Below are 12,580 nucleotides of genomic sequence, written 5' to 3' on the forward strand. Positions count from 1 at the left end.
CGGCGTGAAGGGCGGCAAGCTCATCGCGGTGAAGCGTTCGGTCTTCGTCGTCGGTCCCGACGGCCAGATCGCGTTCGTCGACCGCAAGGTCGTGGGTGCGACGTTCGTCTCGGCCGACAAGCTCGTCCCCGTCCTCGCGACGTTGTAGCGCCGTGGACACCGCCGCCGCGCTCGCGTTCATCCGGAACAATCATCACGGTGTGATGGCCACGAAGCGCGCCGACCGCCTGCCCGCGATGTCGCCGATCGCGTGCGACGTCGATGGCGACGGGCGCGTCGTCGTGAGCACGCGCGAGACCGCAATGAAGGTGAAGCACCTCGAGCGGGACCCGAACGTCGCGATCTGCGTGCTCAACGACGGCTTCTTCGGCGAATGGGTGCAGGTGGAAGGCCCCGCCCAAGTCGTGCACCTGCCCGAGGCGATGGACGGTCTCGTCGACTACTACCGCCGCGTCTCGGGCGAGCACCCGGACTGGGACGACTACCGCGCCGCCATGGAGCGCGATCAGCGCGTGATCCTCTCCATCACCCCGGAGCGCGTCGGTCCCAAGCTCCAGGGCTAGTCCGCCCGGAGGGCGGAAGCCGGCCGCGCGGCCGGCGCGGGCCAGGGCCGCCGCTCCGGGCAGAGTCAGACCAGGCGGGCGCGGGCGGGGCGCTCCGGCAGAGTCAGACCGGCGGGCCCGGCGGTCGCTCCGGGCCGGCGCGGGCGGGGCCGCCGCTCCGACGGGGTCAGACCAGGCGCGGCGGAGGGACGCCGCGTCGGGTCAGACGGCGGAGAGGCGGCGGATGGGGGTTTCGGCCAGGCGTTGCTTGGCCGCGCGGTAGGCCGGCGGCTCGCGCAGGGACGCCGGGAGAACTACGGACGCCGTCCGCAACCAGCGCAGGGTGAGCGATGCGCCGACATCGGTGGTCGGCAGCCCGGGGGAGCCGTACAGGCGGCGGGCCCAGCGCGGCAACGACGCGAACGCCAGCCCGGCAGCGGACGCCCAGACCGCGCGGGCCGGCGTCGCCAGCTGCACCACGGCCGGCATCGGCGGCAGGAACAGGAACTTCGCCGTCTCCCGGCCGGCCGCGGTCACCCGCAGCTGCGGCCGGACCCGCTCGAAGTAGGCGGCCAGCTCGTCGGTGGACGTCGGCGCCAGCTCCCGCGGGATGCCGACCAGTTCGGCCGCGGTCGCCTGCTCGGCGACGTACCGGTCGGCGTCGGCGGCGGACACCTTCACGCCCGCGCGGCGGCCGATCGTGAGGAACGAGTCGATCTCGCCGCAGTGCACCCAGAGCAGCAGCTCGGGGTCGGGCGCCGCGTACGGCGTGCCGGACTCGGGCTCGACCCCGCGGACCCGCCGGTGCATCCCGCGCACCCGGGCCGCCGCCCGGTCGGCCTCGGCCCGCGTCCCGAACGTGACCGCGCCGAGGTACTCGCCGGTCCGCTGCAGCCGCCCCAACGGGTCCTCCCGGTACGAGGAGTGCTGGTCGACGCCGGCCATCGCCAGCGGGTGCAGCACCATCAGGAACAGCGCGCGCACGCCGCCGACCCACTGCATCGCGTCGGCGTGCAGCCGCCAGGTCACGCTGTCCGGCCCGTAGTACCCGAGATCATCCATCGCCCTTCCATCCTGCGCCGGGGCGGACCGGCGCGCACGTCCGGACGACGTGACGATCAGGACACCGCGGACCAGAACTTCAGCAGCGCCTGCGCCGTTGCGGCCGGCTGCTGGGCCGCGGGGGAATGGATAGCGCCCGGGATGACGACGTTCTGCGCGCCCAGCCGCGCGGCCATCTCGGCCTGCACCGCGGGCGACCAGGCGTCGTCGTGCTCGCCGTACGCGACCAGGATCGGGATCCCGGTCTCCTTGAGCTCGTCGATGCGGTCGGGCTCGGACCGCAGCCCGTCGCCCATGCCCCGCAGGCCGGCCGCCGACCCGGCCAGGAACCGGGTCCGCAGGAACGCCTTGAGCTCGGCCGGCAGCGCGACCCAGGTCGGATCGGTCGCGGCCATCGCCTCCAGCGCGTCGTAGACCGCGGGCAGGCCGCCGGCGGCGAGGATCGGCTCCAGCGCGGCCATCCGCTCCCGCCGGTCGCCACCGATCGCGCTCGGGCCGGAGTCCAGCAGCACCAGGGAGCTGATCGCCTCCGGCGCCGCGATCACAGCCGCTCGGGACACCAGCCCGCCGTACGAGTGGCCGACCAGGTGCGGGCGGCCGAGCTGCTCGGCGACGGCGAGGACCGTGGTCGCCAGCGCGTCCGGGGTGTACGCGGCGAGGTCGTCCGGGCCGGGGGTCTCGTACTGGCCGGGGAGGTCCATCGCGACGACGCGCAGGCCGCCGGCGACGAGGGCGCCCATCGCCGGCGCGAAGTCCTCCTTGGTCCCGGTGTACCCCGGCACGAACAGCACCGGCGGCCCGTTCCCCTCGTCCAGCACCGCCACCGGCCCAGCCGAAGTACTCACCATCGCCACCACCCCATCCTGCCCGAACCCCGGCTCCCCCCGCCGCACGCCCCCGACACCCGCCGGAGCGGGCTGTATGCCGGGGCGCGGCCTCGCCCGAAGACGCGCGCCCCGAAGACGCCCGTCCGCGCGGCCGGAGGCGGGGTGTTCGCTGGAGGCGGGAGGGGGTTCGCCGCCGGAGGCGGGTCTGAGGTGCGGTGGGCGGCTGGATCAGCCGTAGGCGACCAGGTGGCCGGGGGTGGCGAGGACCACGAGGCGGCCGACGCGGGACAGGCCGGCGTCGGCGGGGACCGGGGAGCCGGCCGGGACGGTGGTGACCGGCGTACCGGTCGACGCCGGGCGGATCGTGAACCCGGACGCTGCCGCCAGCACGACCTGACCCTCGGCCAGCGCCGGCGGCCCGGTCGCGGGCGCGCTCCAGAGCACGGTCCGGTTGCGGGTGTCGATCCCGGTCGCGGTCGTCCCGGCCCAGACGACCAGGAAGTCGCCGTCCATGACCGCGGCCGGCGTCCCGGTCCCGGCCAGCCGCGCGTCGCGGACCTCGCCGGCGGGGGAGGCGGTGATCTTGCCGTCGTCGGTCTGGCTGGTCGAGTACAGCGACATGACACCGTCCGTCAGCACGCTGACCCGCGAGTCCGCGGTGAGCACGTGCGGGTCGGACCCGGTCGGCAGCGAGAGCACCGACGGCGCCTTGTCCGTGTACGGCAGGTGCACGACCAGCCGGTTCAGCCCGCCGGAGCAGCGCGCCACGGTCGCGACCGCGATCTTCCCGGCCACCGCCGGGTCGAACCGGCAGCCGGCCATCGAGTACGTCCACCGGTTCAGGCCGCCGCCGTCGTCCACCGCGATCATCTGGTCCCCGGCGGTCGCGACCGCGACGCCGGGCCCGCTGCTCAGGGTGGCGTCGGTGGTCAGTTCCAGCGTCCGGTACCAGCGCCGCTGCCCGGTCGCCGCGTCGAGCCCGACGATGTCCCGGCAGCCGTGCGACTTCGCGAACAGCGCCACCACCACGCCGTCCTGCCGGGTCGCGCTGCACAGCCGGGCGTTGCCGCGCTGGTACGACCAGCGCTCCTTGCCGGTCGCCGGGTCCAGTCCGGCCACCCGGTCGGTGCCGGTCGCGATGACGCTCGGTCCCTCGACGGGCGCCACCGCGGTCCCGGTCGGCGCGGTCCAGAGCCGGCGGACGGACTCGGGCAGCGGCGCGGTCTCCGGCGGCAGCGGGTTGTCCGCGGCGGTCCGGATCGTCGTGGTGAGCGCGTCGGAGTTCCGCACGATCGGGACGGCGACCGCGACCACGGCCGCGACGACCACCAGGCCGGCGACGCTGCCGACTACGGTCCGGGTGCGCACCCGCCTATGGTCCCAGCCGGTGCAGGGTGACCTCGCGCAGGGCGCCGCCTTCTGCCACAACGCTCAGGTACGTCTTCTCGGGCTGGCGCCGCCGGTCCGTGGGCGAGCCCGGGTTGAGCAGCCGCAGGCCGGTGCCGGCGACGGTGTCCCAGGGGATGTGGGAGTGGCCGAAGACGAGCACGTCGGTCCCGGGGTAATCCGCTGCGCACCGACGTTCCCGGCCGGTCGCCGCGCCGGTCTCGTGCACGACCGCGAACCGGACGCCGCCGAGCGTGGCCCGGGCGACCAGCGGCAGGCGGGCGCGCAGGGCCGGGCCGTCGTTGTTGCCGTACACGCCGAGCAGGCGGGCGGCGCGGGCCTCGAGCGCATCGAGCAGGGACACGTCGACCCAGTCGCCGGCGTGGATGACGACGTCGGCGGCCTCGACCGCGTCCCACACCGCCGCCGGCAGATCCCGCGCCCGCGTGGGCACATGCGTGTCGGCGAGCACCACGATCTCCACCCGACCATCCTCCCCACCCGTGCTGACGGCCTGGAAGCCCGGCGCCGGCGTTGTGCGTCCGCGGCCTACTACTGGGAGTGGTAGTTACTACTCCCAGTAGTAGCGCCCGCGAAGACATCACCCCGCCGCCCGGCCCGCCGCCCGACCCGCAGCGGCGGCCCCCGGCGGCGGCCCGCGGCGGCGGCCCGCGGCGGCGGCCCGCGGCGAGACGGGACCGCCGACAGAACCGCCCCGCGGCCGGTGGGCTGCGGGGCGGTTCGGGGAAGATCAGGCGGTTTCGGCGACCGGGGAGTCGGTCTCGGTGTCGGTGTCGGTGCCCTCGCCGGCACGCCGGGACCGGCCACCGCGACGGCGGCGCCGCCGGCGCGCACCCTCACCGTCCAGGTCGGCCTCGACGGTCGCGACCGCGCCCGCCAGCTCGGCCGTGGTCACCGGCTCGTCCGGCGACCCGGACTCGACCTCGACGGCGGAGCCGCCCGAGCCCGCGGAGCCGGCCGACTCGTCGAGCGGCTGCCCGGCCCGGGTCCGCCGCCGCGACCGACTCCGCTTGGGCCGGCTCTCGGACTCCTCCGAGGGCGACGACGGCGACGAGGACGAGGAGGACGACGTGGGCCGGGTCCCGGCGGGGGACCGCGTCCGCCGCCGCCCGGCCCCGGCTCGGCCACCGGTCTCGCCCAGGTCCTCGACCTCCTCGGCGTCCAGCCCGGCCCGGGTCCGCTGCGCGCGCGGCAGCCGGCCGGTGGACTCGGTCGGGATGTCGAGGTCGATGTAGAGGTTCTCCGACGTCGAGTACGTCTCCGCCGGCGAGTGGAACGGCAGCGACAGCGCGTCGCAGATCATCTTCCAGCGGGCCAGCTCGTCCCAGTCGACGAAGGTGACCGCGACACCCGACGCACCGGCCCGGCCGGTACGCCCGATCCGGTGCAGGTAGACCTTCTCGTCCTCGGGGCACTGGTAGTTGATCACGTGCGTGACGCCCTCGACGTCCAGCCCGCGGGCCGCGACGTCGGTGGCGACCAGCACGTCGACCTTGCCCGAGCGGAACGCCCGCAGCGCCTGCTCGCGCGCGCCCTGGCCGAGGTCGCCGTGCACGGCGGCCGCGGCGAACCCGCGGTCGACCAGGTCGTCGGCGACCTTCTGCGCGGTCCGCTTGGTCCGGCAGAAGATCATCGCCAGGCCGCGGGACTTGGCCTGCAGGATCCGGGCCACCATCTCGGCCTTGTCCATGGCGTGCGCCCGGTAGACGAACTGCTGGGTCTGCGGGACGACCCGGGACTCCTCGTGCGCCTCGGCCCGCACGTGCACCGGCTGCCGCATGAAGCGGCGGGCCAGCGCCACGATCGGGCCGGGCATGGTCGCGCTGAACAGCATGGTCTGGCGCTGGTCCGGCACCCGGGACAGGATCCGCTCGATGTCCGGCAGGAAGCCGAGGTCGAGCATCTCGTCGGCCTCGTCCAGCACCAGCGCGGTGACCGCGCCGAGCTGCAGGTGGCCTTGGTTGGTCAGGTCGAGCAGCCGCCCGGGGGTGCCGACGATCACGTCGACGCCCCGCTTCAGCGCGCTGACCTGGGGCTCGTACGCCCGGCCGCCGTAGATGGCGGTCACCCGGGCGCCGAGGTGCTTGCCCGCGGCCTGCAGGTCGCGGGCGACCTGGACGCACAGCTCGCGGGTCGGCACGACGACCAGCCCGCGCGGCGCGGAGCCGCCGAGCTCCATCCGCTGCAGCATCGGCACGCCGAAGCCGAGCGTCTTGCCGGTGCCCGTGCGGGCCTGGCCGATCAGGTCGCTGCCGGCCAGCGCGATCGGCAGCGTCATCTCCTGGATGGCGAACGTGCGGGTGATGCCGACGTCCTCCAGCGCCTGGACGATCTTCGGGGCGACGCCGAGCTCGGAGAACAGCGGGCTGTCCTCGCGCACGGGTGCGCGCGCGGCCAGCGGCTCGAACTCCTCGGTCTCCGTCTCTGCTGTGATCTCGTCGTTCTCTTCGGTCGTGGTCAGTGCAGGTGCCTCTCTCGCCAGCGCCGACAGCCGGCCCTGCAGTGCGATCGACCACACCATCCGCTCCACGCCCGGAGGGCGGAGCAGGGGCGGGACCGCACCGAGGCGGGAGTCCACGCACATGAACCGTGACGTCAAGAGACATCACGCGCTACTAATTGTACGGGACTATGGTCCCTGTCGTCTGTGACACCCCAGGAGGCCGCTCTGAGCACGCCCGAGACCGCTGTGCCGGTCGCCGATCCGCAGGCCGTGGTCGACCTGCTCGGGGTCCTCGCGTACGGCGAGCTGACTGCCTTCGACCGGCTCGCCGACGACTCCCGGCTGGCTCCGACGCTGGCCGGCCGGGCCGCGCTGGCCGGCATGGCCGCGGCCGAGATCGGGCACTACGAGCGGCTGCGGACCCGGCTGACCGGGCTCGGCGCGGACGTGGAGGCGGCGATGCGCCCGTTCGTGGAGGTGTTCGACACCTTCCACGCGACCACGAAGCCGAGCACCTGGCTGGAAGGCCTGGTCAAGGCGTACGTGGGGGACGGGATCGCGACCGACTTCTACCGCGAGGTGTCGCAGTTCCTGGACGTCCCGGACCGGGAGCTGGTGCTGGAGGTGCTGGCCGACACCGGGCACGCGGACTTCGCCGTACGGGAGGTGCGGGCGGCGATCGCGGCCGACCCGGCGCTGTCCGGGCGGCTGTCGCTGTGGGCGCGCCGGCTGGTCGGCGAGGCGCTCTCGCAGGCCCAGCGGGTCGCGGCCGAGCGGGACGCGCTGGCGATGCTGCTGGTCGGCGGCACCGGAGACCTGGCCGGAATCGCCGCCCTGCTCAAGCGCATCACGACAGCCCACACCGCCCGAATGCAGACCATCGGCCTGTCGGGCTAGCGAGGACCCATCGCGTCCCGGCCCGACGGGCAGTGGACGCGATGGTGTCCTCCGCCTTCGGCGGGCCCCGGTGGACGAGGTCGGTCCGGTCTTGCACCGAGCCCGAGACCCGCCCGGGGGTCACGGGGGCCGCCCCCGACGGCAGGCCGGCTAGCTGCCGACGGCGAAGCCGACGCGCCGGTGGTCGGCGTCGGCGATCTCGACGTACGCCAGCAGGCCGGCCGGGACCAGTATCCGGCGACCGTTCTCGTCGACCAGGGACAGGACGCCGGCCGGGTCCTTGAGCGCGTCCCGGACCGCGGCCTCGACCTCGTCGGGGCCGAGCGTGCTGTCCAGCACGACCTCGCGCGGCGTGCGCTGCACGCCGATCTTGACCTCCACCGTTGCTCCTCCTGTCGCCGGGATGACGTACCCGAGCGTAGTGACCCCGCGCCGCCGCCGCCGTGCGCCCTGAGCGAACGCCTTACCGGGGCTCGTCCGGGACCAGCGGGAAGTAGGAGATACCGCGCCAGACCAGGCCTTCGACCAGCCGGACGGCGTCGGCCTTGGGCAGCGCCCGGTCGCTCTCCAGCCACCACCGCGCGGCCACCTCGGACGTACCGGTCACCGCGACGGACAGCAGCTCGACCTGGACCTGCGGCAGCCCGGTGTCGGCGGCGATCGTGTCCGCGACGGCCTGCATGCACAGCCGGGACACTCCGGCGATCCGCTCCCGGACGGCGGGCTCGTTGCGCAGGTCGGTCTCGAACACCAGCCGGAACGCGCCGGGCACGTCCGCGTCCTGCCCGTCGACGAAGTCGAAGTACGCGCTGACCGCGTTGTGCACCCGCTGGGCGTTGTCGGGGGTCTTCGCCATCGCCGCCCGCAGCGCCTGCACGAGGTCGGTCGTGTGCAGGTCCAGCAGCGCCAGGTAGAGCTCGAGCTTGCCCGGGAAGTGCTGGTAGAGCACCGGCTTGGAGACGCCGGCCCGGTCGGCGATGTCGTCCATCGCGGCGGCGTGGTAGCCGTGCGCGACGAACACCTCCTGGGCCGCCGCCATCAGCTGCTTGCGGCGCGCCGGGCGCGGCAGCCGCCCCCCGCGAGGGGCCGGTCCAGCATCCGTCGCGGTGTCGCCGTTCGCGGGGGTGGCGCCGTCGCTGGCGGTGCCGGTGGCAGGTCTCGCCACGCTCGCCTCCGTCCCGATCCCCCGGTCACGCCCCGGGCGCCGTTCCCAGCGGCGCCCCGGCTCTGCCTGTCAGCCGGAGAGTACCCGCCGCCGGGCCACCGGACGTCTCCGTCGGGAGCTAGGCCGACTTCTTCGCCGCGGTCTTCTTGGCGGCGGTCTTCTTGGCCGGCGCCTTCTTGGCCGCGGTGGCCTTCTTCGCGGGCGCCTTCTTGGCCGGGGCCTTCTTCGCCGGCGCGTCGCCGTCGCCCTCGCCGCGGCCCTTCTTGGCCGCCGCGACCGAGGCCCGCAGCGCCGCCATGAGGTCGACGACCGAGCCGGTCTCCTCCTCCTGGACGGGCTGCTCGACGACCTCGCGGCCCTCGACCTTGGCCTCGATGACCTGCTCGAGCGCGCCCCGGTACTCGTCGTGGTACTGGTCCGGGTCGAAGTCGCCGCTCATGCTCTCGATCAGCGACTCGGCCATCGCCAGCTCCTGCGCGCGGACCTTGATGTCCTCGTCCAGGAAGCCGAAGTCCGGCGTCCGGACCTCGTCCGGCCAGACCATCGTCTCCAGCACCAGCACGCCGTCGCGGACCCGCAGCGTCGCCAGCGACTCCCGGGTCCGGATCGCGACCTTGACCAGCGCGACCGACTCGGCCTTCTCCAGCGCGTCGCGCAGCAGCACGTACGGCTTGGTGGCGGTCTTGTCCGGCTCCAGGTAGTAGCTCTTGGCGAAGTAGATCGGGTCGACCTGCTCCAGCGGCACGAACGCGAGCACGTCGACCACCCGCGAGGACGTCAGCGGCAGGTCGGCCAGGTCCTCGTCGGTGATGACGACGGTCTCGCCCGAGGGCAGCTCGTAGCCCTTGGCGATGTCGGCGTAGGCCACCTCCTCGCCGTCGACCTGGCAGACCCGCTTGTACCGGATCCGCCCGCCGTCCTCCCGGTGCACCTGGTGGAACGAGACGTCCTTCTCCTCGGTCGCGGTGTAGAGCTTGACCGGGATGCTCACCAGGCCGAAGGAGACGGCGCCCTTCCAGATCGCACGCACGGACCCCACCCCTTCTCGACGACGACTGTGATCCAGCCTGCCTGTTACGGCGCGCCATGGCCAGTGCTCTCAGCGCGAACACGCGGAGAAAGGGCAGGATGACGCCGTGCAGCCGATGCTCGCGACCGCCGGGACGCTCCCCACGGGGGCGGGCTGGGCGTACGAGTTCAAATGGGACGGCGTACGCACCCTGGCCGATTCCAGCGCGTCCGGCCTCAGCCTGACCAGCCGGTTGGGCAACGACGTGACCGTCGCGTACCCGGAGCTGGCCGGCCTCGCGCGGGTGGCCGAGGACGTCCTGCTCGACGGCGAGGTGGTCTCGCTGGTCGAGGGGCGGCCGTCGTTCTCCACGCTGCAGAGCCGGATGCACGTCCGGAGGTCGGCCGAGGCGCGCCGGCTCGCGGCGGCGGCGCCGGTGACGTACCTGGCCTTCGACGTGCTGCGGCTCTACGGCGTGGACCTCACCGACCGGCCCTTCGCCGAGCGGCGGGCGACGCTGGAGCGGCTGGAGGTGGCCGGCGCGCACTGGACGGTCTCGCCGCTGTTCGACGACGGCGAGGCGACCGCGCGGGCGGCCACCGAGAACGGGCTGGAGGGCGTCGTGGCCAAGCGGCTGTCCTCGGTCTACCGGCCCGGGCAGCGTACGAACGAGTGGGTCAAGGTGCGGTTCTCACACCGGCAGGAGTTCGTGGTCGGCGGCTGGGAGCACGGCGAGGGCGGCCGCACCGGCGGGATCGGCGCGCTACTGCTCGGTGTGTACGAGGGCATCTTCGACGGCGCCGCCCTCGTCTACGCCGGCCAGGTCGGCACCGGCTTCACCGGCTCCGCGCTGCGCACGATGGAGAAACGGCTGCGACCGTCCGTAGTGGACAGCTCGCCGTTCGCCGTGATGCCGGCGGACGTGCGCGGTCGCCCGATCACCTGGGTACGCCCCGAGGTGGTGGTCGAGGTGGAGTTCGCCGAGTGGACGCCCGACAACCGGCTGCGGTTCGCCAGCTTCCAGGGCGTCCGGACCGACAAGCGACCTGAGGAGGTCGTCCGTGAGTAACGTCTCCGTCGAGGTCGACGGGCGGACCCTGCGTCTGTCCAATTTGGACAAGGTGCTGTACCCGGAGATCGGCCTCACCAAGGCCGAGATCATCCACTACTACACGACGGTCGCGCCGGTCCTGCTGCCGCACCTGGCCGGCCGGCCGCTGACCGTCAAGCGCTACCCGAACGGCGTGGACGGCGCGTTCTTCTTCGAGAAGAACGCCTCGCGGAGCAAGCCCGACTGGGTCCGCACGGCGCGGCTGCCGGCGCCCGGCAGCACGATGAACCGCGACGAGATCGACTACATCATCGTGGAGGAGCTGGCCACGCTGGTGTGGCTGGCGAACCAGGCCGCGCTGGAGCTGCACACTCCGCAGTGGACGGTCGGGCCGCGCGACGGCGTGCACGGCGCGGACCAGCTCGTGCTCGACCTCGACCCGGGCGCCCCGGCGGCGATCACCGAGTGCTGCCAGGTCGCCCTGCTGCTGCGGGACGCGCTGACCGCGGAGGGCCTCACCCCGGTCGCGAAGACCAGCGGCAGCAAGGGCCTGCAGGTGTACGCGGCGATCTCGGTGACCTCCTCGGACACGGTCAACGCGTTCGCGCACGAGCTGGCCAAGCGGCTGGAGAACGAGCACGCGGACCTGGTCGTGTCCCGGATGACCAAGTCGCTGCGCAAGGGCAAGGTGCTGGTCGACTGGAGCCAGAACAACGCGGCCAAGACCACCGTGAGCGTCTACTCGCTGCGGGCCCGTTCGGCCGCGACGGTCTCCACGCCGGTCACCTGGGACGAGGTCGAGGCGGCGGCCGGCGGCAAGGCGCTGTCGTTCACCCAGGCCGACGTGCTCGGGCGGATCGAGGACGGCGACCTGTTCGAGCCGCTGCTGGCCAAGAAGAGGCCGCCGCTGCCGAAGGCCTGACAATGGCCCGGTTACCCGCGAGTAGCCCATGCGCGGGGCAAGGTTGGTGCAGACAGCGCATTCCGGGTCCATCCGGTCGGAGTGATCCGGTGACGGAATCGTTGTAGAAGCTTCTCCCGGCCGTAAGGTGAGGCGTAACGGGTTCCGGAATTACCCCGATCCGGGACCGACTGTCCGCTGGCGATCCGGCCACCCGTACCGGAGCCGCGAGCGTGAGGAGGTGACATGCGCGCGGTCTTCGTCACTGGCGGCGCCGGCTTCGTCGGTGGTGCCGTGCTGGATGCACTGGCCGAACGCGGCGAGACCGTCCGCGCCCTGGTGCACACCGACGACGCCGCGCGCGTCGTCGCCGCCCGCGGCGCCATCCCGGTCCGCGGCGACCTCTGCGACCTCGACGCGCTCTCCACCGGCATGCGCGGCGCCGAGGTGGTCGTGCACGCGGCGTCCCGGCTGCGCGGCGGCTGGTCCGCGCTGGACGCGCTGCGCCGGATCAACGTCGACGGCAGCCGTACGGTCCTGCAGGCGGCCCGGACGGCCGGCGTCCCCCGGCTGGTGCTGCTGTCCACCGAGCAGGTCGTGCTCGGCGTCCGGCCGCTGGTCGGCGCGGACGAGTCCGCCCCGTACCCGGAGCGGTACGTGGGGGCGTACGCGGCCAGCAAGGCCGAGGCCGAGCAGCTGGTGCTCGCGGCCAGCACGCCCGAGCTCGCCACGGTCGCGGTCCGGCCCCGGATGCTCTGGGGACCGGGCGACGCCTGGCTGCTCCCCCGGCTGGTGACCGCGGCCCGCTCCGGCCGGCTGCGCTGGGTCGACGGCGGCGAGCACCTCACCTCGACCACGCACGTGCGCAACGCGGTCGAGGGCGTGCTGGCCGCGGCCGACCGGGGGCGGAGCGGGGCGGCGTACTTCGTCACCGACGGTGCGCCGCTGCCGTTCCGCGAGTTCGCCACCGGGCTGCTCGCGACCCGGGGGATCGTGCCGCACGTCGGCAGCGTGCGCGGGCGGGTCGCGCGAGCGGCCGGCGGCGGGACCGGTGCGCTCTGGCGGGCCCTGCCCCTGCCCGGCGGGCCGCCGGTCGACCTGGCCACGATCCGGGCGATCGGCGAGGAGTGCACCCTGCGCGACGACCTGGCCCGGCGTGAACTCGGCTACGAGGGACACGTACGCCGGGAGCAGGGGCTGGCCGAGCTACGGTCGGAGTACAAGTACAGCCCGGCCGCGGCGCCGCAACGGGGGTCGCAGCGGGGCGAGTGAGTCG

The 12,580-nt window shown here is 74.0% G+C and carries 13 protein-coding genes; 5 read left to right on the forward strand and 8 right to left on the reverse strand.

From position 1 onward, the window contains the following. Positions 1-152: 152 nt before the first annotated feature. Positions 153-563: a PPOX class F420-dependent oxidoreductase gene (locus tag VGP36_23250; GenBank protein HEV7657626.1), complete on the forward strand. Its 411-nt coding sequence runs from the start codon at positions 153-155 to the stop codon at positions 561-563. Positions 564-764: 201 nt separating this feature from the next. On the opposite strand, the gene VGP36_23255 is transcribed toward VGP36_23250, so the two are convergent. The 5 genes from VGP36_23255 to VGP36_23275 all read right to left on the reverse strand — a co-directional run bounded on the left by VGP36_23255 (position 765) and on the right by VGP36_23275 (position 6,359). Continuing rightward, positions 765-1,604, reverse strand: coding sequence for an oxygenase MpaB family protein (locus VGP36_23255; protein HEV7657627.1), 840 nt, complete (start codon positions 1,602-1,604; stop codon positions 765-767). 56 nt (positions 1,605-1,660) lie between these two features. Next, positions 1,661-2,452, reverse strand: a complete 792-nt coding sequence (locus VGP36_23260) for an alpha/beta hydrolase (GenBank protein ID HEV7657628.1) — start codon at positions 2,450-2,452, stop codon at positions 1,661-1,663. A gap of 207 nt (positions 2,453-2,659) precedes the next feature. Continuing rightward, positions 2,660-3,799, reverse strand: a complete 1,140-nt coding sequence (locus VGP36_23265; GenBank protein ID HEV7657629.1) for a PQQ-binding-like beta-propeller repeat protein — start codon at positions 3,797-3,799, stop codon at positions 2,660-2,662. A gap of 4 nt (positions 3,800-3,803) precedes the next feature. Beyond that, positions 3,804-4,301 (reverse strand): metallophosphoesterase, encoded by a 498-nt coding sequence (locus VGP36_23270; protein ID HEV7657630.1) that lies wholly within the window; start codon positions 4,299-4,301, stop codon positions 3,804-3,806. A gap of 267 nt (positions 4,302-4,568) precedes the next feature. Further along, a complete protein-coding gene (locus VGP36_23275) occupies positions 4,569-6,359 on the reverse strand; it encodes a DEAD/DEAH box helicase (protein ID HEV7657631.1) in 1,791 nt (596 codons plus the stop codon). Positions 6,360-6,485: 126 nt separating this feature from the next. On the opposite strand from VGP36_23275, the gene VGP36_23280 reads away from it, so the two are divergent. Further along, a complete protein-coding gene (locus VGP36_23280) occupies positions 6,486-7,178 on the forward strand; it encodes a ferritin-like fold-containing protein (GenBank protein ID HEV7657632.1) in 693 nt (230 codons plus the stop codon). Between the two features lie 150 nt (positions 7,179-7,328). Here the strand turns inward: VGP36_23280 and VGP36_23285 are convergent, their stop codons facing one another. The 3 genes from VGP36_23285 to VGP36_23295 form a co-directional block, all read right to left on the reverse strand. After that, positions 7,329-7,559, reverse strand: a complete 231-nt coding sequence (locus VGP36_23285) for a DUF3107 domain-containing protein (GenBank protein ID HEV7657633.1) — start codon at positions 7,557-7,559, stop codon at positions 7,329-7,331. An 82-nt stretch (positions 7,560-7,641) separates the two neighbouring features. Continuing rightward, positions 7,642-8,343: a TetR/AcrR family transcriptional regulator gene (locus VGP36_23290; GenBank protein HEV7657634.1), complete on the reverse strand. Its 702-nt coding sequence runs from the start codon at positions 8,341-8,343 to the stop codon at positions 7,642-7,644. A gap of 118 nt (positions 8,344-8,461) precedes the next feature. Beyond that, entirely contained in the window at positions 8,462-9,373 is a 912-nt protein-coding gene (locus tag VGP36_23295) for a Ku protein (protein ID HEV7657635.1), read from the reverse strand. 115 nt (positions 9,374-9,488) lie between these two features. Here VGP36_23295 and ligD (VGP36_23300) point away from each other — a divergent pair, with 115 nt between their 5' ends. The 3 genes from ligD (VGP36_23300) (at position 9,489) to VGP36_23310 (ending at position 12,576) form a co-directional block, all read left to right on the forward strand. Then, the gene (gene ligD / locus VGP36_23300) at positions 9,489-10,421 is read left to right on the forward strand and encodes a non-homologous end-joining DNA ligase (protein HEV7657636.1); all 933 of its coding nucleotides are present in this window, start codon (positions 9,489-9,491) and stop codon (positions 10,419-10,421) included. Then, entirely contained in the window at positions 10,414-11,325 is a 912-nt protein-coding gene (gene ligD, locus VGP36_23305; GenBank protein HEV7657637.1) for a non-homologous end-joining DNA ligase, read from the forward strand. Before ligD (VGP36_23300) ends, ligD (VGP36_23305) begins: the two co-directional genes overlap by 8 nt. A gap of 225 nt (positions 11,326-11,550) precedes the next feature. Beyond that, positions 11,551-12,576: an NAD-dependent epimerase/dehydratase family protein gene (locus VGP36_23310; GenBank protein HEV7657638.1), complete on the forward strand. Its 1,026-nt coding sequence runs from the start codon at positions 11,551-11,553 to the stop codon at positions 12,574-12,576. Positions 12,577-12,580: the final 4 nt, after the last annotated feature.

The sequence above is a fragment of the Mycobacteriales bacterium genome (assembly GCA_035995165.1).
Classification (GTDB): domain Bacteria; phylum Actinomycetota; class Actinomycetes; order Mycobacteriales; family CADCTP01; genus CADCTP01.